General features: G+C 66.0%; 17 protein-coding genes and 1 pseudogene. 11 read left to right on the forward strand and 7 right to left on the reverse strand.

What is annotated here, in order from left to right; all coding sequences use genetic code 11:
- Nucleotides 1-147: 147 nt before the first annotated feature.
- On the reverse strand, nt 148-561 hold the full coding sequence (locus tag IPG97_00995; protein ID MBK6855167.1) for a hypothetical protein: 414 nt from the start codon (nt 559-561) through the stop codon (nt 148-150).
- Nucleotides 562-688: 127 nt separating this feature from the next.
- Here IPG97_00995 and IPG97_01000 point away from each other — a divergent pair, with 127 nt between their 5' ends.
- The 5 genes from IPG97_01000 (at nt 689) to IPG97_01020 (ending at nt 10,547) form a co-directional block, all read left to right on the forward strand.
- Nucleotides 689-3,994: a glycosyltransferase gene (locus IPG97_01000; GenBank protein ID MBK6855168.1), complete on the forward strand. Its 3,306-nt coding sequence runs from the start codon at nt 689-691 to the stop codon at nt 3,992-3,994.
- A gap of 49 nt (nt 3,995-4,043) precedes the next feature.
- On the forward strand, nt 4,044-4,448 hold the full coding sequence (locus tag IPG97_01005) for a hypothetical protein (GenBank protein ID MBK6855169.1): 405 nt from the start codon (nt 4,044-4,046) through the stop codon (nt 4,446-4,448).
- Between the two features lie 43 nt (nt 4,449-4,491).
- Nucleotides 4,492-5,982: a hypothetical protein gene (locus IPG97_01010; protein ID MBK6855170.1), complete on the forward strand. Its 1,491-nt coding sequence runs from the start codon at nt 4,492-4,494 to the stop codon at nt 5,980-5,982.
- 270 nt (nt 5,983-6,252) lie between these two features.
- Complete coding sequence (locus IPG97_01015) at nt 6,253-6,738, forward strand: hypothetical protein (GenBank protein ID MBK6855171.1); 486 nt, start codon at nt 6,253-6,255, stop codon at nt 6,736-6,738.
- 209 nt (nt 6,739-6,947) lie between these two features.
- Nucleotides 6,948-10,547, forward strand: coding sequence for an error-prone DNA polymerase (locus IPG97_01020; protein MBK6855172.1), 3,600 nt, complete (start codon nt 6,948-6,950; stop codon nt 10,545-10,547).
- Nucleotides 10,548-10,613: 66 nt separating this feature from the next.
- Here the strand turns inward: IPG97_01020 and IPG97_01025 are convergent, their stop codons facing one another.
- Nucleotides 10,614-11,600: a hypothetical protein gene (locus IPG97_01025; protein ID MBK6855173.1), complete on the reverse strand. Its 987-nt coding sequence runs from the start codon at nt 11,598-11,600 to the stop codon at nt 10,614-10,616.
- A 272-nt stretch (nt 11,601-11,872) separates the two neighbouring features.
- Between IPG97_01025 and IPG97_01030 the strand changes: the two genes are divergently transcribed.
- Complete coding sequence (locus tag IPG97_01030; GenBank protein MBK6855174.1) at nt 11,873-12,373, forward strand: hypothetical protein; 501 nt, start codon at nt 11,873-11,875, stop codon at nt 12,371-12,373.
- A 214-nt stretch (nt 12,374-12,587) separates the two neighbouring features.
- Here the strand turns inward: IPG97_01030 and IPG97_01035 are convergent, their stop codons facing one another.
- Nucleotides 12,588-12,845 carry a hypothetical protein gene (locus IPG97_01035; protein ID MBK6855175.1) on the reverse strand — a complete coding sequence of 86 codons (258 nt, stop codon included), beginning with the start codon at nt 12,843-12,845 and terminating at the stop codon, nt 12,588-12,590.
- Nucleotides 12,846-12,899: 54 nt separating this feature from the next.
- On the opposite strand from IPG97_01035, the gene IPG97_01040 reads away from it, so the two are divergent.
- A complete protein-coding gene (locus IPG97_01040; protein ID MBK6855176.1) occupies nt 12,900-13,061 on the forward strand; it encodes a hypothetical protein in 162 nt (53 codons plus the stop codon).
- Between the two features lie 24 nt (nt 13,062-13,085).
- Here IPG97_01040 and IPG97_01045 read toward each other — a convergent pair whose 3' ends face one another.
- Complete coding sequence (locus IPG97_01045) at nt 13,086-13,577, reverse strand: hypothetical protein (protein ID MBK6855177.1); 492 nt, start codon at nt 13,575-13,577, stop codon at nt 13,086-13,088.
- A gap of 730 nt (nt 13,578-14,307) precedes the next feature.
- Between IPG97_01045 and IPG97_01050 the strand changes: the two genes are divergently transcribed.
- A complete protein-coding gene (locus IPG97_01050) occupies nt 14,308-14,967 on the forward strand; it encodes an rRNA methyltransferase (GenBank protein ID MBK6855178.1) in 660 nt (219 codons plus the stop codon).
- Between the two features lie 133 nt (nt 14,968-15,100).
- On the forward strand, nt 15,101-15,814 hold the full coding sequence (locus IPG97_01055; GenBank protein ID MBK6855179.1) for a hypothetical protein: 714 nt from the start codon (nt 15,101-15,103) through the stop codon (nt 15,812-15,814).
- Nucleotides 15,815-16,430: 616 nt separating this feature from the next.
- On the opposite strand, the pseudogene IPG97_01060 reads toward IPG97_01055, so the two are convergent.
- Together IPG97_01060 and IPG97_01065 are read right to left on the reverse strand one after the other, a co-directional pair.
- Nucleotides 16,431-17,592 (reverse strand): annotated as a pseudogene (locus IPG97_01060) (SPFH/Band 7/PHB domain protein).
- A gap of 78 nt (nt 17,593-17,670) precedes the next feature.
- On the reverse strand, nt 17,671-18,162 hold the full coding sequence (locus IPG97_01065; protein MBK6855180.1) for an NfeD family protein: 492 nt from the start codon (nt 18,160-18,162) through the stop codon (nt 17,671-17,673).
- A gap of 226 nt (nt 18,163-18,388) precedes the next feature.
- Here IPG97_01065 and mca point away from each other — a divergent pair, with 226 nt between their 5' ends.
- Both mca and IPG97_01075 read left to right on the forward strand, forming a co-directional pair.
- On the forward strand, nt 18,389-19,261 hold the full coding sequence (mca, locus tag IPG97_01070) for a mycothiol conjugate amidase Mca (protein ID MBK6855181.1): 873 nt from the start codon (nt 18,389-18,391) through the stop codon (nt 19,259-19,261).
- Nucleotides 19,258-19,596: a hypothetical protein gene (locus tag IPG97_01075; protein ID MBK6855182.1), complete on the forward strand. Its 339-nt coding sequence runs from the start codon at nt 19,258-19,260 to the stop codon at nt 19,594-19,596. The genes mca and IPG97_01075 overlap by 4 nt, the downstream gene beginning before the upstream one ends.
- Before the next feature lie 37 nt (nt 19,597-19,633).
- On the opposite strand, the gene IPG97_01080 is transcribed toward IPG97_01075, so the two are convergent.
- On the reverse strand, nt 19,634-20,488 hold the full coding sequence (locus IPG97_01080; protein ID MBK6855183.1) for a polysaccharide deacetylase family protein: 855 nt from the start codon (nt 20,486-20,488) through the stop codon (nt 19,634-19,636).
- Nucleotides 20,489-20,491: the final 3 nt, after the last annotated feature.

Consider the following 20,491-nt stretch of genomic DNA (forward strand, 5'->3'; position numbering starts at 1 on the left):
GAACGCCCAGGAGCAGGGTCGGGACGCACAGAAGGACCGACCCGGGGGTCGGCCCTTCTGGCAAGGGGGATCTCGGTTGGGTCCGTCGGGCGGACCGTGCAGCAAGCGGCCGGGACGACCCCAGAGCTATTGGTTGGCGCCGGAAGGTCAGGCGGCGAGGCCGACGAGCTCGCGGGCTTGCTTGACCAGGTCACGGGCCTGCTCAGGGAGCTTGTCCTCAACCTGGGAGAGGATGGTCTCGAGGCGGGTCTCGAGGGCGGTGAGGCGCTCCTCGACCAGCTTCACCCGGTCCTCGACCAGTTCGGAAACCGAACCCAGGGACTTCTCGGCGGTGTCTTTGGCTTCGTCGATGCGGCCCTTGGCCTCGTCGAAGCGAACCTTGGCGTCGTCCAGTTGGGTGCAGACGGTCTCGGTCAGCTCGACCCGCTGGACCTGGAGCTTCTGGAAGGCGATGACGCCAGCGCCGACGCTCACGTAGAAGGCGTCGCGGGCAACGTTGGTGACGGTTTCGAGGCTCAGTTCGGCCATCTCGGTGTTCTCCTGTGAACAAGCGGGGGACATTCGATTCGCTCACTACGATACGCGGGTTGTTAAACAGTTGCAAGCACTGTGACCACTCGCACATCAGGCTCGTCCCCCTAGGGGGGTGCCCGATCGGAACCGAGAGCACCGGTACCCTGGAGACATCGTGCGCCTCCGACCAACTGAGTCCGGCACCCCCGTCGACCAGTCCGGCCCCGACGTCACCCCGCTTCCCGCCGTGGTTCCCCCGGTGGTCGTGGTGATGGTCACTCACGATCCCGGACCCTGGTTCGAAGACACGCTGGCGAGTATCGCGGCACAGACCTATGCCGACCTGGGGGTCGTGGTGGTCGACACCGCCAGCGAGGTCGATCCCAGCGATCGGGTGCGGGACCAGTTGCCCGATGCCCGTATCCACGTCCTCGAACACGACCCTGGGTATGGCGCGGCAGCAAACACCGCCACCGGGCTGGTGGAGGGAGCGGCCTTCTACCTCTTCCTTCACGACGACGTGGCCCTGGAACCGGACTCGGTGCGCGCTCTGGTCGAGGAGGCGTTCCGGTCAAATGCCGGCGTGATCGGGCCCAAGCTGGTCGATTGGCACGACCCGACCCGTCTTCTCCAGGTCGGCCTCGGGGCAGACAAGACCGGCGTGTTGGCCCCCTACGCCGAGGTGGGGGAGCTCGACCAGGAACAACACGATGCCGTCCGTGACGTGTTCGCGGTTCCCGGTGCCTGCACCCTGGTTCGGACCGACCTGTTCGAGGCCCTCCACGGGTTCGACGAAGCCATCGACTACCTCGGCGAGGACCTCGACCTGTGCTGGCGAGCGCACACCCTCGGTGCCCGGGTGATGGTGGCCCCCGGTGCCCGGGTTCGCCACCTCGAAGCGATGGGGGAACGGATCCCCATCGACGACAGGCGCCGGCGGCTTGCCCGTCACCGGCTCCGCACCACCCTCGTTTCCTATGGTTGGTGGAGCCGCCTCAAGGTGCTTCCCCAAGCCATCATCTGGGCCCTGGTCGAGGCTCTCTACGGCGTCCTGTCGGGTCATCCCGCCCAGGCCCGAGATGTCCTGTCGGCCTGGCCCTGGAACCTGCGGCGCTACAAGACGGCCCGGGCACGACGCAAGCTCCTCAAGGTCGCCCGAGGGGTCAAGGACTCCGATGTCCGCGAGTTCCAGGTCAACGGGAGCGCCCGGTTCAACGCTCTCGTTCGGGGCCAACTCCTTCGACGCGACGACCGCGTCACCACGTTCACCAGGTCGTCGCGGGACATGATCGGGTCGCTTCAAGCCGGTTCCAGGCAGTTCACCGGCGCCTTCGCTCTGGTACTCGGGGTGCTCCTCGCCGTCAGCTCGCGTGAGCTCCTCATCGACCCCATCCCCGCCATCGGCGAACTGGCCCGATTCCCCTCGGCTCCGGGAGATCTGATCGCCTCGTGGTGGTCGGGGTGGAGTCGAGACGGGCTGGGCGGGGCTGCCGGTCAACCCACCGCTCACCTCCTGTTGGGGCTGGCCAGCTTCGTCATGTTCGGGGCGACCGGCCTGTTGCGTACCGTGCTCATAGTCGGCATGGTGCCCCTCGGGGCCCTGGGGGCGTGGCGGCTGGCCCGGCCGATCGGATCAGCGCGGGCCAGCGTTGCCGCCTTCGCCGTCTACCTCGCCATCCCCGTGCCCTACAACGCCTTGGCCCGCGGTTCGTGGAGTGGACTAGTCGCCTACGCCGCCGCCCCGTGGGTGATGTTGATGCTTGGTCGAGCCTCAGGGGTGGCCCCGTTCGGTCCGGTTTCCCTCGACGGGGATGACGCCGAGTCCATCCCCGCGGGGACACAAGGTGAGCCCTCGCGCGGGGCTGAGGTGGGAGTTGACGGTCGAGCCGGTCTGCCCGCGACGCGTCGACGCATGGGAGGGTTGATCCTGGGCCTTGGGTTGCTGCTGGCTCTCACCGCCGCCATCGTTCCCTCCTTCGTGGTGATCGCAGCAGCCATGGGCCTGGCCCTAGCCCTCGGATCGGTGCTGTGCTTCCGAGTGGCTGGTGTAGCGCGGATGTTGGCGGTCACAGGTGGGGCGGTGATCGTGGCCGTGGCCCTCCACGTCCCGTGGAGCCTCGAGCTGATATCGGCCCCGTCATGGTGGGAAGCGGTGGCCGGCGTTGGGTCCACCAATGGAGGACCCCTCACGCTGGGCCGTGTGATCCGCTTCGAGTCGGGCCCGTGGGGGGCACCTCCCCTGGGTTGGGCGTTCCTGGCTGCAGGAGTGCTCCCGGTGATCATCGGACGGTCCTGGCGTCTGGAGTGGGCGGTGCGGGCTTGGTTCGTAGCTCTCGCCGCGTGGGGGGTGTTGTGGGCCGGGCAGGCCGGTCACCTGCCGTTCGGGCTGCCGGCCGCCGAAGTGGTGCTGGCCCCAGCCGCGGCCGCGCTGGCCCTGACCGCCGCACTCGGCATCGCCAGCTTCGACACCGACCTGCGGGCTTACACCTTCGGTTGGCGTCAGGTGCTTTCGGTTGTGGCCGCCCTCGGCGTGGTCCTGGGCGCGTTGCCGTTGGGGGCGGGTCTGATCGACGGTCGCTGGCGTATGCCAGCACGAGGGTTCGGCGCATCGTTGGACCCCCTGGTGTCCAACCACGACCGGCCGGCAGCGAGGGTCCTGTGGATCGGAGACCCCGAACTCCTACCGGTGTCGGGGTGGCGTTTCGGTGAGGACATGGCCTATGCCGCCACCGACCGCGGCGTACCCACGGTGCTGGACCGGATCCCGGGCGCCCCGCCGGGGGCCACACCGCTGTTGGCCGAGGCTCTCACCATTGCCCAAGATGGCCGCACCGATCGCCTCGGTCACCTGCTGGCCCCGATGGGTGTCCGCTACATCGTGGTCACCAGTCGGCTGGCTCCGTCCAGCACCACCATCACCGGGCAACGCCATCCACCCCGAGCCCTCACGGCCATGCTGGCCCAGCAGCTCGACCTCGAGGAGATCCCGGTGGCCGACGGCTTGCTCGTCTATCGCAACACCGCGGCTCCGAGTGCCCGATCGGTGCTGCCCGAACGCGACGGCGACCGCACCCGGTTCACCGACGCCGTATCTGACGAGCTGTCCGGTGCCGATCCGGCTCTGGAAGAAGAAAGTGGCGCCGTGGGTGCAGCGGGGGAGGTCCCTGCACCAGGAGACGTCCTGGTCTCTCAGAGCGCCGACCCGAACTGGCAGCTCAGGGTTGACGGGGTCCCTCTGGCCCGTCGCCGCGACTACGGGTGGACGAACGTGTTCACGGCCAACCGCGCCGGGCAAGCCACGCTCACCTATCAGACGCCGTTCTTCCACCACCTGGTTTCGGCCGGCCAGATCGCCCTGTGGGTCGCGGTTCTGGTGGCTCGGCGCCGCATCCGGCGCCGCGAGCGAGCAGAGAAATCTGTGACCGCGACCGCGTCCGCGGTGGTCGGTTCGGCCGTGTCCGAGGTTGGAGACGGCCAATGATCATCGGTGTTCACTGCCCCAGATGGCTAGACCCGAGAGGTAAACGGTGATGGCGCGACGACGAGGCGGACGCCATGCCCGGATCAGGAGCCGGTTCACCCCCCGACGGTGGCTGCCGTTCCTGCTGCTTCTAGCGGTGGTCGGCGGCGCTGTCTACGTGATCGACCGGGTCAGTCCGCCGGTGCTTCGAGATGTCACGGTCACCGCCCCTGAGACCTTGCTGCCGGTTGCAGCGGTAGCCGATCCCGTGTCGTCGACTTGGTTCTGCGGTGGTGGTACCGCGGTCGGGGCCGGAGAGCGTGCCGACCTGTCCTTCACCATCGCGAACGCTGCCGACACCGGAGCCAAGGCAACCGTCACCGTCTTCGGCGGAGATGCCAAGCCCAAGGCCGTCACCGTCGACGTTCCGGTCAACGGCCGGGTCCGCGTCGGGGCGCGAGACGTGAGTCGGTGAATGGGCCGCCGCCACCGTCGAGGTTTTCGGTGGACGGGCCACAGTGGAACGCCAGGTAGACGGTGAGCACGGCTTCGAGGTCAGCCCGTGTGCCTCGGCGGCTTCCAACCGCTGGTACCTGCCGTCGGGTACGACACTGCGGGGAGCGACCCTGCACCTGGCGCTGTTCAACCCGTTCCCAGACCCGACCTCAGTAGACATCTCCTTCGCCACCGACGAGGGGCCCATCTCGCCGCGGGCTCTGACCGGCATGGCCGTTCCGGCCCGTTCTCTTCGAGTGGTCACGGTGGAGAACCCGTCCCGTCGGGCCGAGGTGGCGACCACCATCACCACCCGCACCGGGCGCATCGTGGTGGACCGGCTCCAGATCTACGACGGAACCGGGGACTCGGTCGCTGGGTCGGGGGCAAACGCGGTCTCCACCGAGGCTCCTCGTGGAGTGGCCTCCACTCCGGCCTTGGCTACTGCATCGACGCAGTGGTTCTTCCCCGACGTTCGCTTCGTCCAGGGCGGGCGCACTCAACTGGCGGTGCTCAACCCCAGTTCCGAGCGTGCCGAACTGGAGCTGACGGCCGGCTTCGCCGACCCTCGCCTAGAGGTACCGATCGCCCCGATCGAGGTGGTGGTGGGGCCTCGCCGTCAGACGTTGGTGGACCTGACCGACCGTATCGAGTTCACCCCGGGAATGGAGCTGACACTGCGGGTGCGGTCCACCAACGACGTGGACGTGGCCGCGGAACTGGTTTGGCACGTCGGCGAGCGTGACACCCAGCCCGAACCATCCGAAGGCAACCCCGACGCGGCCGCGGAATCCGATTCTGAGCCAGACCCCGACACCGCCACGACCACCTCGGTCCCAGCCACCACCACATCGACCGTGACGACCACCACTACGTCGGCACCTTCAGGATCGGGAACATCCAACCTGACCGGTGCCGCGCCGTCGACCCGGGTCGGGGTCGCGGTGGCGGCGGCGGCGAAGCAGGTGGTGGCCTCGGTGACCACAACGTCGTCCCCACCGTCCACCGTCTCGACGACCGAGACACCCTCCACCACCAGCTCGCCCGATCTACCCGTAGACGATGAGAGGATTCCCGAGACCGACCCCGACGCAGAACACGACCATGAGTCCGAGGAGGCTGAATTGAGCTACACCGTTTACGCCCCCGGCTACGCCGTGACCGCGGGCGCGCCGGTCGCAGCTCGGTCCTGGTTCCTGGCCGGACGGGGTGCCAGCGAGGTGATCACCTCTCAGGTGGTGGTGGCCAACCCGTCGGATCTGGACGTGAAGGTGACCGTCCACGAGTTGGTGGGAGGTGCCCGACAGCCTCGGCCGTCGTCTTCGGTCACGGTCCCCGCCGGTGGACGCGCCACCTTGGATCTGGGCGATAGCCAACTCGGATCGGCCCTGGTCATCGCTGGCGATGGTCCGATCGTGGTGGCCCGGACCCAATGGGCCACCACCGGTCGAGGAATCTCCACCGACCTGGCCACACCATTCCCCGACCAGGTGGTCCCGCTTCCCCCCGGCTAAGCCTGGCTCCGCCGAAAGGCACAGCCTTCCGGCGGAGTTCGGTCGCCGGCCTGACGGCCGACGTCTTCGCTGCTGCGACCGGCAAAGCCGATCTCCGCAGGTCGGAGGCTCCGATCGGTGGATCGAGGCTGATGCCTCTGGCGGGTAGGTCACATCTCGGCATGTCGGGTTGATGAGTCACACAGGTTGCGGCTCGCCTCCTGATCGGGGCCTGAGCGGTTCCGGTGGTCGAGGTGGTTCGTCCACAGTCCGGTTGACCAGACTGTGGGGGTGATCCCAATCGTGGTCGTGGCCGTGTTGGTGGTGGTGGCCGTCGTCATCTCCACGATCCTGAGTCGACGTGACGGAGACGCTCCCGAGCAGGGCGCCAGCTGGGTGGTGCCGACCCAACTGGATCGAGCCGACTTCGAACGACCGGAGGCGCCGTGGATGGTGGTGGTGTTCTCGTCGTCCACCTGTGATGCGTGCCGGGGCACCGTCGACAAGGCGATGGTGCTGGAAGCGCCGTTGGTGGCCGTTCAGTCCGTGGATGCAGCAGAGGACAAGGCGCTTCATCAGCGATACAAGGTGGACGCAGTGCCCATGGTCCTCATCGCCGATGCCAGTGGTCTGGTACATCGATCATTCGTGGGTGAGCCAAGCGCCACCGACCTGTGGGCGGCGGTGGCCGAGCTTCGTGAACCAGGCTCGGTCCCGGCTGGTTGCGGAGATGCCTGTTCGGGCGACAGAGCCTGCGGCTCGGGTGAGCACGCCTGAGCAGCTGCTGCTACGGCGGCAAAGAACCCGAGCGAATAGGTCCAGTCGTCGTCGCTGTGAGGGTGATCAGACCGAGGCTTCGCCTCGGTCTGGCCATGCTGTATTTATGGGTCGGCTCACCTATTCGCTCGCCTCCCAAGCCGATCTCCGCAGGTAAGGGGGTCCCAACCCGATTGACCGAACGTATGTTCGGGCGCGAAGGTGGCAGGGTGGGGTTCAACAATCCGTCGGTGCCATGGTCAGAGCTGGAACGACGGCTCTCTGGTGTTCAGCCTCAGGGGTCACCTCGGGTCAGAGAAGCCACCGAACCGGATCGGCCCGAATGGGCCACCGGAGGCGACGGGCCGGCATGGTCCCACAAGCGGGTGGCGTGGGAGCCACCGACCCAATTGATGGCTCCGTCGTCCACCGTTCCCTATGCCGAGCTTCACTGCCACACCAACTTCAGCTTCCTCAAGGGTGCATCTCACCCTGAAGAACTGGTGCAAGAGGCGGTTCGTCTCGGCTTGGAAGCGCTGGCGGTCACCGACCGCAACGGCTTTTACGGAGTGGTGCGCTTTGCCGAGGCGGCTCGGGCCGTTGGTCTACCCACCGTGTTCGGAGCTGAGATCGTGCTGGCTGACCGAGGTGCGCCGCTGGTGGTGCTGGCTCGGGGTCCAGGTGGTTATGCCCGCCTGGCCCGAGCCCTGAGTCAGGCTCAGATGGCCGGGAAGAAGGGGGCTCCCCGCATCACCCTCGGGGAACTTGCCGATCTGGCCGTAGCTCCCGTGACATCACCACCGCATCGAGCATCTTCTCCGATCCCGGGTGGGGACGGGTGGGTGGTGCTGACCGGTGGGATCGACGGTCCGTTGGCCTGTGCCTTGGCTGCTGACGGCCCGGCTGCGGCTGCTCGGGAGCTGGATCTCCTGGTGGAAGCCTTCGGGGTCGATTCGGTTCACGTAGAGCTGTGGGACCACGGCGACCCGTTGGACTCCCACCGCAACGACGCCCTGTCCGAACTGGCCTTGCGGCGGGGGGTGGGGCTGGTGGCCACCAACCACGTGCGCCACGCCACCCCGGCCGGGAGTCGCCTGGCCGCGGCGCTGGCCGCGGTGGGGGCCCGGCGAAGTCTCGACGATGCCGATGGTTGGTTACCGGCCGGATCGGGAGCCCACCTGCGGTCAGGGGCCGAGCAGGACCGCCGCTTCGCCCGCTATCCCGGGGTAGTGGCTGCCGCCGCCGAGTTGGGACGCCAGTGTGCGTTCGATCTGGCTCTGGTGGCCCCATGTCTGCCGCCCTACCCATGCCCAGATGGGCTGAGCGAGATGGCCTTCTTGCGGAGGCTGGTGGAAGAAGGGGCGTCTCGTGTCGATCGTTACGGGCCTAGACCTCGGCGCCGGGGTGACGGGGGCAACGACCGGGCATGGGCCCAGATAGATCACGAGTTGTCCATGATCGACCAGCTCGGGTTCCCCGGCTACTTCTTGATCGTGTGGGACATAGTGCAGTTCTGTCGTCTCAACGACATCTACTGCCAGGGTCGAGGGTCCGCAGCCAACAGCGCGGCGTGCTGGGCGTTGGGTATCACCAAGGTCGATGCCGTGGGTCTGGGGTTGCTGTTCGAGAGGTTTCTCTCACCCGAGCGCGATGGTCCTCCAGACATAGACCTAGATATCGAGAGCGGTCGCCGAGAAGAGGTGATCCAGTACGTCTATGGGCGGTACGGCCGTCAGAACGCTGCCCAGGTGGCCAACGTGATCACCTACCGGTCCCGCTCCGCGGTGCGAGACATGGCCAAGGCGCTGGGAGCCGATCCGGGCCAGCAGGATGCCTGGTCCAAGCAGCTCGACCCCTGGAAACGATTGGAGGCCCAGATCGGAGAGAAGGCTGACAACGAGATTCCCGTGGCGGTGTTGGATCTGGCTCGTGAGGTAGAGCACTTCCCGCGCCACCTGGGGATTCATTCGGGGGGCATGGTGGTGTGCGACCGGCCGGTGGTCGAGGTGTGCCCGGTGGAGTGGGCCCGCATGGCCGATCGCAGCGTCTTGCAGTGGGACAAGGACGACTGTGCCGCGGTGGGTTTGGTCAAGTTCGACCTGTTGGGGCTGGGCATGTTGAGCGCCCTGCACCACATGGTCGATCTGGTCGGCCCCATCTCTGATGATCTCGGTCCGGCCCGCTCCGGAATCGACCTTGCCACCATCCCCCAGGATCCCGAGGTCTATGACATGTTGTGCCGGGCCGACTCTGTGGGTGTGTTCCAGGTCGAGTCGCGGGCCCAGATGGCCACCCTGCCCCGGCTTCGGCCCCGCACCTTCTACGACTTGGTGGTGGAGGTGGCGCTCATCCGGCCAGGGCCGATCCAGGGCGGTTCGGTCCATCCCTACATCCGTCGCCGCAACGGCAAAGAGCCCGTCACCTATCTGCACCCGTTGTTGGAACGGTCGCTGTCCAAGACCCTGGGAACCCCTCTGTTCCAAGAACAGCTCATGCAGATGGCGATAGACGTGGCCGGTTTCAGCCCGTCCGAGGCCGATCAACTGCGACAGGCCATGGGGTCCAAACGTTCCAGCGAACGGATGGAGCGGTTGCGCCAGCGGCTGTTCGAGGGCATGGCCGAGCGGGGCATCACCGGAGATGTGGCCGAGGAGATCTACGTGAAGTTGGCGGCCTTCGCCAATTACGGCTTTCCCGAGAGCCACTCGGTGAGCTTCGCCTATCTGGTGTACGCGTCGGCGTGGTTCAAGTACCACTATCCGGCCGCGTTCTGCGCTGGTCTGCTCAACGCCCAACCTATGGGCTTCTACTCACCGCATTCACTGGTGGCTGACGCCACCCGACACGGGGTCGAGGTGCGTACTCCATGTGTGAACGCTTCGGCGGCCACCGCTACCCTCGAGCCCCCATCCTCTCTGCACCCTCCGGCACCGCTGGCGGCGGAAGAGGAGGCGGGATTGGGTAGGGCCGATGCGGTCACTGGCGAGTCCATCGGTGGGGATGGGGTGGGGGGTGCCACGGTGCTGGTTCGTGACCCGAGCGATGATCGGACCTGGGGGTATGGCGGACCAGCAGTGCGCTTGGGCATAGGAGTGGTGCGAGGCATCGGCCCTGACCTGGCCGAGCGGATCGCAGCTGGTCGGCCCTATGCCTCGATGGAAGATGTGGCTCGTCGTAACCCAGACCTCACCCTGACGTTGTTGGAGTCGTTGGCCACCGCTGGAGCCTTCTCCTGCTTTCGTGGTGCTGATGTTCCCCCGGGTCGGGCTGCGGTCTCAGGATTGGATTCCGACCCGGTGTTGGTCCCGGTTCCCGGGCGTCGAGAGGACATCTGGGCGGTAGGAGCGCTGGCACAGGGCGGACCCGGTCACCTGGAGGGGATCGTCACCGGCGTCCAGGCCCCCACGCTGCCGGGGATGGACGAACGTGAGACGGCCCAGGCCGATCTGTGGTCCACCGGCATCGCCGCCCACGGTCACCCCACCCGATTCGTGAGAAGTGAGCTGGACCGACTGGGGGTCGTGTCCGCCTCGGATCTGGCGGCCCGACCCCATTCGTCCCGGGTTCTGGTGGGTGGTGTGGTCACCCATCGGCAACGGCCGGCCACCGCGGGCGGAACCACGTTCGTGAACCTGGAAGACGAGACCGGCCTGATCAACGTGGTGGTGTCCAAAGGCTGTTGGGTGCGCCACCGGCGGCTGGTGCAGTCGGCTCCCGCCTTGTTGGTGAGGGGGCGGGTGGAATCGGCCGATGGTGCGGTGAACGTGGTGGCCGAGGCCATCTCCCTGCTGCCCTTGGCGGTGACCACCACGTCCAGAGATTTCCGGTAGTCGTTACGGGTGGAATGCTCTCTGGTCACGTTCGGAGATGAGCTCCGAGCGGGCTCCAAACAGACTTCAAGAGGTCTTGGTCTGCACCCGAACCTGAGCCTGGAACTGCAAGGCGGGCGAGCCGATGACCACTGCCAGCACCCTGGTGTCGAGCTCGCCTTCAGCCCTCACCGACGGCAGGTCGACCCATGCCTCAGCCCATGCCTGGTCACCGCACTTCGACGAGCCTTGGGTGGGCGTGTCGACGGTTCCTATCGGGCAGAAGCCGACCCCATCCTCCTCCTGGCCTTGAACCTGGACGTAGGCATGGGAGTTTCGGGTGTCGGCCTGGGCCGTGAACGTGCCACCGGAGAACACCTTGTCTTCACCAGTGGCCAGCGACATCGTCCCGGTCCAGTTGCTGAAGGACCTCGACGCCAGCTTCGACTCGTCCGGTGCAACCCGGACCCCGAAACGAACCTCACCGGGACCCCGCACGAGGCCGGGATCGGCGTCGTCACTGACATGGATCCACTCAACCGTCGTCGTGACGATCCGGTGCTTGGTCTTGAACGACTTGGCCACGACATTCGCTTCTTGCCCGGCTTTTCCGGGCAAGGTCACCAGCACGTGATAGGTGGTGTCAGGCCGTAGCCCATCGGGCGATAGCGTGAACCGATAGGTGCTGGCAGTGGCCAAAGCGCTGATGTTGCCTGAAACGCGCTGGCCTGCAAGGGCGACCGGTTGGGCTGCTCCAAGGCTCGGCTTGCCATCGATCATCTTGGGAGCACTCGTGGAGAGCTGCACCACCGCGTGAGATGCCGAGCTCTGGAACGCCAGATCAGCCCAGACCGCACCGGAGTCAACCACCCAGGACTGAACCGTGGCGGTGTTGACACCGACGTCGACCGCAATAGCGCCAACCGTAGGTATCGGTCCCGGCTCGGCCACGGCGGGATAGGCAAGTCCGCTGACCAGAGAGCCAGCGGCGAGAGCGCCAACCGCGAGCCGTGACATGAGACGGGGAGACCGTCTTGTGCGGCTGTCGGTGGCAGACGAAGTGGTGACGGTCATGATCAGCTCCTGTCGTATCGATGCACCCGGTGGTGCGTTCAGGAGATAGGACCGCCCGCGGATCAGCCCCTTAGTAGATCGACCCCCAAATGGTTCCAACGACCCACCTAGGGAACCCTCGCGGAGCGAGTCGATCGTGGTGGTCCAGTAGTTCCAGGGTCCGGATGTGTGTCCTAGCCAAGGAGGTGAGTGAATAGGCGAGCCGACCCATATGCGACCCGGTCCGTCTACCGTCGGTCTCGACAAATGGGTATCGACACTGGGAGGGTCACGTGTCATCTGACGGGTCGGGTGAGGCGAGTTCTGATGGGGTCCGTGATGGTGGTGGGGGAGGTGACTGGGCCCCGTTCTCGGTCGCCCTTGGTTCTGTCATCGGTGTTCTCGAAGTTGACCAGTTCCTGATCTTGAGCGGCACGGGTAACCGGTTTGTGCAGGTGATGGTCGACCACGGTGGTGTTCGGCTGGAGTCGGTCAGCAATCAGTACCTGACGCCCGAACACCAACTCGACTTCGAGGGCCTGGATCGTTTGAAGGGGCTTGGCTGGAATGAACCCAGCCACTTCTCGCCCGGTGATCCAGTTCCGCTCGTCGGGTCCCCCAACCACTTCATCGATCTGGGCCGTGGTGGGGACCCACAATGGGTTGCGGAGATACTGGTGGAAACCCTGAGAGGTATCCATCGGGTAGACGACTTGAGTGATGTCACCTACCGGGCGGGCACCTTTGCTGGAGCCATGATCTTGTTGCCGACTCTTGGTCTGAGACGCAGCTGACCGGGATCTTCACGAACAAAGGCCGCCCGAACCAGAGACGGCGGCGTGGCTGTCAGAGCGGCTCGATAGGTTTGTCCTCGGCGATGCGGTGTTGCCCTAGGGCTTGCCGGTCGGGTTCACGCCGACCCCGTTGTTCACCTACTTCGTGGTCTGGAGAACAGTCATGGCTATCACCGAACAAGCACGGCATCATCTATACCTGAGACTCGAGGAGCTAATCGGGCCCGAGGAGGCTGCCGTGCTGATGGAACACCTGCCCCCGGTTGGTTGGGCCGATGTGGCCACCAAGCGCGACCTCGATTACCTGGAGGCCCGAATGGTGGCCGGATTCGCTTCTGTTGATCAGCGGTTTGCCATGATCGACCTTCGGTTTGAGCAGATCGACCACCGGTTCGAGCAGATCGATAGTCGATTTGCGCAGGTCGACCATCGGATCGACCAGCTTGAACATCGGATCGACCAACTCGATCATCGGATCGACTCGGTTTTCACCCGGCTCGGTTCGGTGGAAGGGGAGGTGGCCGGCTTGCGTCAGGAGGTGGCCGCCATGGAACTCCGAATGGTGAGCCTGTTCAGCCAGTTCAAGGATCAGCACTACGCCGCTCAGCAGACCTTTCAGCGCCAACTGATCGTGGCGCTGGTTGTGGCTTTGGTGTCGATGGTGATAGCTGTGGCCGGTCTGGGCTGACCCGCTCGCGGTCAGGTCCGGGTCTCAGGATCCGGCAACGAATCCCAGGCGAGCAAGGGTCGGGACGGCGACATCCAGGGTCTTACCCGGATTCAGCTCGCCGCCGTAGCGGGTTCTGGGCCAGATATAGGCGACACCGTCGGTCACCTCTACGTAGTGGTCCGAATCCCGGTCCAAGACACCTCCCAGCGGTGTCTCGGCTCCCGGTAGAGAAGGCAGCATCATGGCCACCCGATACGAGCCCCCGGTGTGGCCTCGAAGAACGAAAAACCCCAGACGGCCGGTAGTGGAAGCGCCGCTGACCGGTCCCCGCAGAATGCCGATGGCCCTTCCGGGTACGGGACAATGCGGCTGGGTGCGGTGGAACAGCACCGGTGACTCGGGGGTCATCGAGAGCTCTTCGGCCACCTTCGACAGCGCCGCAACCTCATAGTGCTCGGGTTGGTCGAAGCCCCCGATCTGCTCGGCCTGTTCGGGGCGAGGAAGAGGGGAATCGAAACTCTGCGCATGGATCATCGGGCGGGCGATACGGATCCGAACGATCCTGGTAGTGCTTGGCCCACGAACTCGAGACCTCTGTCTGTGGCCCACCGATCGAGTGAGAAAGAGGGCTCACCACGCTTGGCATCTTCAACGTCTTCTCTGGCGTATGCCGCGTGGCTGTGGCCCATGAAACCGTCCGTCGTCTCAGAAGAGCACCAATCAGGTTCGACTCGACTGGGGTGCTGCCCTTGTGCCCGATGTCGGCCTCAGAAGCCAGCTGCGCTGGAGGTGCCATTTGACCTCTTCCTGCGGTGATGGAAATCAAGGCGTCGTGCCCGCGGCCACGACGCTCGAGCGGTTCCCATACGGTGCGGGGGTGCCTGTTCGCTGTGTGCAGTTCGCGGTCGGTGACCTGGTCAGCTTGAGACGATTTGATGAGGTCTTGGGGGAGTTGAGCTTGCGTCTCGCCATCGGCCTCGTGATCGACGACGCGGCTGACGTACACCACCGCAAGTGGGTTCGAGTTGTCGACTTCGTGCTCGACCCGGTCAGGATGGGGTTGACGCAAGCCGAGGGTCGGCTCTTCTCGGTGGGGGCCGCAGCCGGGGGTTGCCATCTCAGCGAGCTGGTACATGTGACATCTGAGATCGCGGACGTAACCCGAGCGCAGCGTGCTGGATGTCGGGGGGTCTGGCTCAATCCCTCCGAATCTCCGTGCCCACCCGGTCAAACACCGGATGCCGTGATCTCCTCCATCGCAGAGATGCCCGCCGTCGTTCTCCTCCTCGACGACGAGGAAGCGAAGGCCAGCTCGGCGGTAGGTCTGCCGCCACATCCCGAACCATGGCCCGATCAAGGGCACTTCGACCGTGACCTCCTAGGGCAGGGGGACCGACGCAACGTCGCCGACCGGTACCGGTACTGGCGGGAGGACGCGATCGCGGCCGATCTCGCTAGCCGAGCCCATCCGTTCCACGTGGCGGTGGAGAACTGGCGTCATGACCGCAACATCGGAGCAGTCGTACGAAATGCCAACGCATTTGGAGCTGCTGGCGTCCACATCGTCGGCCGTCGTCGTTGGAACCGCCGCGGTGCCATGGCCACCGATCGCTATCTAGCGGTGTACTACCACGACACGGTCCGAGCGTTTATCGACTGGGCCGGGGCGGAGGGACTGGTGGTGGTGGGCGTGGACAACGTCGAAGGCTCCGTCCCCCTCGAGACCACCGAGTTGCCTGAGCGATGTGTGCTGTTGTTCGGCCAGGAAGGACCGGGGCTATCGGAAGGCGCTCTGAGGGCCTGTTCGATGGTTCTCGCCATCGCCCAGTACGGGTCCACGCGTTCGGTCAATGCCGGGGTGGCATCGGGTATCGCCATGCACGGTTGGATCCGCCAGCACGCCGGACCTCCTCCTGCCCACTGAGCGGCTCGAGTTGGGTGGCCAAGGGTCCTAGCGGGGTCGGCTCGCCTATCCGCTGGCCTCCTAGAAATGGTGGTCGCTGCGGCCGTGGCGCCTCCGGTTGGTCCCGGGTCGGCATGGTCCCTAGCTTTTCGAGGTGGCCAACCGCACCGACGTCAGCAAGCAGAAGAGGGCTCGTCAGAACAAGGCTCAGCGCGAGGCATTGGCGGCGCGCACCAAGGCGGCGTCCACGCCGCACGAGGATCGAGTTGCCGCGGCAACGGCGAAGGCGCCATCGGGTAAGAACCGTGAGTCGGCTCGGGCGGGAGATCTCCACGGCTCGACGGCGGCGAAACCGACTTCTACCCCGGCCCGTCTGGGAGAGGTACCGGTCGACATCGCCACCCTCGAAGGTTCGTTCCTGCGCAAACTGGTCCAAGTGCCGGGAGGCTTACAGGTGATCATGGCCGCGGTCTTGACGATCGTGCTGGCCGTGATGGCCTCGATCATGGACTCGGTTCCACCCGAAGGGGCCGAGCAGGGGGCCAAGGCGACCCGGACCCTGTTCGAGGCCTATGGAACCGGTGCAGTTCTGTTTCTCGGGCCTCCGTTGATCTTGGTTGGCAACGCCGTTGTGTTCAGCCTGCACCCCAAGCGCCGACGCATGTGGACCATGTCAGCGGTGATGCTGGGTGTGTTCTCGTTGCTTCTTCCCCAGTTCTTGTTCCCGGCCGGAATGTTGGGTTACGCGGCGCTGCGTTCGAAGCGGATCGAGGACGGCCCGGGCCGGTCGCCTTTCGCCGGGCGCTTCGGTCGCTCGAAGTCCAGTGATGGGTCAGATCGGCCCAGCGCCGACACCGCCGTTGAGTAGGGCCAGAACCGAGCCAACCCAAGAGGAGGCGAGCGGATGGGGCCGGACCTATTCGCTGGGGCCCTGAGGGTCATTCGGAGCGCGGGAAAGAAGCCACGTCAGAGGCCTTGACGGGTAACGGGCAATCGTCCATGGTTGACGTACGTCAGGGGTGACCCCACCCCGACGACACGGAAGCAATCCCACTCTCCCCGGGAGGTGCAGGACAACCGTGAGACCGAAACGAGAAGTGGAGCGGTCGCCTCCGGGCTGAATCGCCACCACCAGGTAGGAGAGCCGCCAGCGCCCCCCGTTCCCACAACGGACCGCGGATGTGCTTCGGAGTCGGCACCTGTTGCCCTCCCCGCTCGCCACCGGGCCCGTCCGAACTTCGGCGGGAGCGCCCGGATTCTGCTACCGAATCTGCGTCCCGCCGTGTGGGTCAGAGCCGATGACCCAACCGGCGGGACGCATCGCGTTCTGAGCGAACGATCTCCTAGACGCTCAGCTTCCATCCACCGATCAAGGGTGAGTGGCGCTCGATTGTCCGTGGTCTCCCAGGCGTGTCCGACTCTGTGTGGCCAACATTGAAGTTCGGCTGTCTGACGAGCTGACGCAGGAGGACATGGATCCAGGCTCAGACGCTTGGAGGCGGGCTGGCGGGAGGGGCGGGCCGAGCAGGCGGAGCTGGTGGTGCGGGTCGGGCGGGCGCCGGTTGAGCCGGAGCCGTCGTGGGAGCAGGGGCGGGCTGGGGTGCAGCGGGGGCGGGGTGGGCCGCGACCGTTGCTGCCGCTTCGGCCGCTTGACGGTCAAGGGCAGCGCGAGCTGTGGTGGCCCGGGCCTGGCGGCCCTCCTCGTCTGTGCCGCTGCCAGCGAAAAGCTCGGCCACTGCGGCCAGCGATCCCAGACCGCTGCCGAAATCGGCGGGCAGGTAGATCTTGGTGGCCTGCCCGTTGGCGATACGCCCCAAGGCTTCGAGGTACTTGATGGCCAACAGGTCAGGTGAGGGGTCACCGGCATGGATTGCCTGGTAGACGGTGGTGATGGCGCGGGCCTCACCTTCGGCCACGGTGAGCTGGCGGAAGCGTTCGGCATCGGCCAGCGCTCGAGTGGCCTCGGCGTCACCTTGGGCTTGGAGGATCTGGCGTTGACGTTCACCTTCGGCGCGAAGGATCGCGGCCTGCTTCTCGCCTTCGGCGGTGGTGATCGATGCCTCCCGGCGGCCATCGGCTTCGGTTACGACGGCACGACGGGTTCGCTCGGCCTTCATCTGCTCGTGCATCGAGTGCATTACGTCTGGTGGTGGGTCGATCCGCTGGATCTCCTCGGACCACCCGGACGCCCCACTTGTCGGTGGCGTCGTCGAGGATCTGGCGCAGATCGACGTTGATCTTGTCTCGGCTGGTCAGGGCCTGGTCGAGCTGAAGGTCGCCGATCACGTTGCGCAGGTTGGTCTGGGCCAGCTTGGTGACGGCCAGAATGAAGTTGGCGACGTTGTAGACGAGTCGCTGGGGGTCGGTGGGCTCGTAGTAGACGACGGCGTCCACAGACACGACCACGTTGTCGGATGTGATCACCTCCTGGGGCGGGACGTCGACGACCTGCTCGCGCATGTCGACCATGCGGATCTTGTCCACGAACGGCACGATCACCCGCAGACCGGGGTCGAGCGTCTCGTGGTACTTGCCGAGACGTTCCTTCACGCCCCGCTGATAGGGCTGGACGATGCGGATGGCGCTGGCCGCAAAGATGAAGAAGAAGATGGCGAGTATCGCCAGCACTACTACGAGGGGTCCCACGGGGTCTCCTTGGTCTGCCTATGAGGACGGAAGGGCATGATCAGTTGCCCATGACGAGCGAGTCGGCCGGCCGATGGTTCACGAGGCCGGGGGAACGGTGTGCTCGGTGCCCACCGGGTCGGTGGGGGTGACAACCACCCGGGTACCCCTCACCTCCACCACCAAGACCGTGGTGCCGGCGGGGATGGCCTGACCGCTCTGGCTCTCGGCTCTCCACTTCTCCCGGTTGAGTTGCACCATGCCGTGGTCGTGTTCGCCGTCGATGGGCTCGATCACTCGGGCCCGTTGGCCCACCTGCCGGTGGGCTCCAACGTTCGACTCGGGGGTTGATGCGCTGAGTTTGTGCGCCATGGGGCGAAGGGCCACGAAGGTGGCGACCGAAACCCCGAGGAAGGCGGCCCACTGAAGCGTGAGGCCGCCACCAGCGAAGGCGACCACGGTGGCAACAGCTGCTCCCATGGCAAAGGGGGCAAGGAAAAAGGACCCCGCCACCGCCATCTCTCCGACACCGAACACCACGGCGGCGATCAACCAGATCCACCGCCAGACCTCGGGATCACCGCTGTCCATTTCGTGCCTCCCTGCCACACCACTCGGTGCAGCCAGACAATCTATCCACGGCCACTGTGGATCTGACACGAATTTCCTGCATTGGTGAATTGATGACCATTACTCGCGGGGTGGGCTACGGCGACGCCGTCGATCGCGGTTTCGAGGTGCCTCGCAATTCGGGGGCGTCGGAGTCGGGCAGTCGGACGGGCGGCATTGGGTGACGTGCCCGGTAGCGTCGGGCGACGTGGACCGACCCCTTCGCCTTCTCACCGTGCACGCCCACCCTGATGACGAAGCTTCCAAGGGGGCGGGGACGGTGGCCCGCTACGCCCGAGAGGGCATCGAATCCACTTTGGTGTGTTGCACCGGGGGAGAGGCTGGAGACATCCTCAACCCGGCCATGGATACCCCTGAGGTGCACGCTGATCTGGCCGGGGTCCGTCGGGCCGAGTTTAAGCGGTCGGTTGACATCATCGGTTACGCCCGCTGGGAGATGCTGGGCTACCACGACTCGGGTATGCCCGACAGCGATCACAACCTCAACCCCGACTGTTTCGCCATGGTGCCTCTCGATGAAGCCGTGGGCAGGCTGGTGGCCATCATCCGTCGGGACCAACCGCAGGTGCTGGTCTCATACGGCGAAGACCAAAGCGGCTACCCCCACCCAGACCACATTCGGGCTCACGAGATCACCCTGGCCGCTTGGGACGCCGCCGGGGACCCCGCCCGCTATCCAGACCTGGGAGACCCCTGGGAACCGTCCAAGCTCTATTACACGACGTGGTCACGGGCTCGGATCTTGGCCATCCACCAAGCCTTTTTGGACCACGACTTGGAGTCGCCCTTCGACCAGGCCTGGTTCGACAGACCCAGCCAGGACCACCTGATAACGACCAGCATCGACGTCGACGGGTACTACCAAGTTCGGGCCGATGCGCTGAGGGCCCACGCCACCCAGGTGGATCCGGCCTCGCCGTTCTGGTTCGGGCTCCCCGATGATGTCGCCTCCAGGATCCATCCGTGGGACGACTACGAACTCGCCCGCACCCGGGTGCCGGTGCCCGAAGGGATCGAACGAGATCTGTTCAGTGGACTCCGGGCAGAGGTCTGGTCATGACCGCCCCTGATCTGGACTGGGTGACGCCACTGGCAGGTCTCGGACCGGTTTGGGGTCTCCGTCGGCCGCTGGAGGTGACCTGGTCGGTGCCGAAGGCGCCCGATGGGCCGGTGGCAGTGACCGTGCGCTTCGAGCCGTCCCCCTCCGCTGGCGGCGACGAGGCTGGTCGCGGCGAGGACGTCGACGTAGTGGAGCTGTCCTCGACGGCGGCCGAGGCGGCTCGCCTGGTATCGGGCGAACTCGACGCCAACGTGGCTTGGATGAGTGGACGTCTCAAGGCCGCAGGGCCGACGGGACCCCTTCTGGCGCTATTGGCCCACGCTGCACGCGCCTAGGCGCCAGACCCGACGACTGCACCTATCCGCTCGGGTCCTAGGGGGTGAAGGTCGGCCGAGCTTCCCGCTGGGCGCGGCGGAGATCCCGGTAGCCGATGCGGATCACCCCGAGGCGATCGAGCAGCACCGGCAGTTCGTGGTCGAAGCAGGTGAGGTGGTGGTCGTCCACCCGGTGTGACCACGCCTCATCGTAGGCCCGAAGCTCGGGGGTGTCGTGGGCTGGGTGCACGTGGAGTTCGGTGACGCCGGGTTCGAGATCGTGGATGGCCCGTTCGACGGTGCGGCGGCTGCCGTGACCGGAGTGGACCGGGGCGAAGTGGTCGGGGAACACGACGCCCTCCTCGCTGGCCAGCGTCCGGAACGGGAACCCGACGGAGCGTTCGAACGTTGGACCCGATAGCCGGGTGGGTAGGCGGAACTCCACGGCTAGGTCAAGGTAGATGTCGAAGAACTCGGGGCGGTGCTGGAGAACCCCGAGGTGGGAGTCGAGGTGGCTGACGTCGAAGCCCCACAGGATCGCCCGCTCCACCTGGGCCCTGAGCTCGCGTCGTGCCTCGTCTAAGTCGGCGTGGTCCCATAGGTCGGCCACCGTTCGGGGAAACCCTCCGTCTCCATCCAGGAGCGAGGGCGCATGGGTGATTGGACCCCACCGGTAGCGGTCGTGTTCGGAGTTGAGGGTCAGGTGTACGCCGACGTCTTCCCCTCGGTACCGAGATGCCGCCTCCCGGGCCCACGGCGCTGGAACCATGATGGATGCGCTGGTGGCATGGCCCGTGCGCAGCGCCTCGTAGACCCCGGCGTTGACGGCATGGCTGACACCCAAGTCGTCGCAGTTGATGATCACGGCCCGGGCATCGGGCCCCAACCCGAGGCGTTCGGTCAGCTCGGTCATCGG

Source organism: Microthrixaceae bacterium (genome assembly GCA_016702505.1).
Classification (GTDB): domain Bacteria; phylum Actinomycetota; class Acidimicrobiia; order Acidimicrobiales; family Iamiaceae; genus Aquihabitans.

Excerpts from the sequence above, each read along its gene's own strand:
- IPG97_00995 (MBK6855167.1), bottom strand. The coding sequence starts at position 561 with ATGTCCCCCGCTTGTTCACAGGAGAACACCGAGATGGCCGAACTGAGC.
- IPG97_01005 (MBK6855169.1), top strand. The coding sequence starts at position 4,044 with ATGGCGCGACGACGAGGCGGACGCCATGCCCGGATCAGGAGCCGGTTC.
- IPG97_01025 (MBK6855173.1), bottom strand. The coding sequence starts at position 11,600 with ATGACCGTCACCACTTCGTCTGCCACCGACAGCCGCACAAGACGGTCT.
- IPG97_01035 (MBK6855175.1), bottom strand. The coding sequence starts at position 12,845 with ATGATCGAGTTGGTCGATCCGATGTTCAAGCTGGTCGATCCGATGGTC.
- IPG97_01045 (MBK6855177.1), bottom strand. The coding sequence starts at position 13,577 with ATGATCCATGCGCAGAGTTTCGATTCCCCTCTTCCTCGCCCCGAACAG.
- IPG97_01050 (MBK6855178.1), top strand. The coding sequence starts at position 14,308 with ATGCCCGCCGTCGTTCTCCTCCTCGACGACGAGGAAGCGAAGGCCAGC.
- IPG97_01065 (MBK6855180.1), bottom strand. The coding sequence starts at position 18,162 with ATGGACAGCGGTGATCCCGAGGTCTGGCGGTGGATCTGGTTGATCGCC.
- IPG97_01075 (MBK6855182.1), top strand. The coding sequence starts at position 19,258 with ATGACCGCCCCTGATCTGGACTGGGTGACGCCACTGGCAGGTCTCGGA.
- IPG97_01080 (MBK6855183.1), bottom strand. The coding sequence starts at position 20,488 with ATGACCGAGCTGACCGAACGCCTCGGGTTGGGGCCCGATGCCCGGGCC.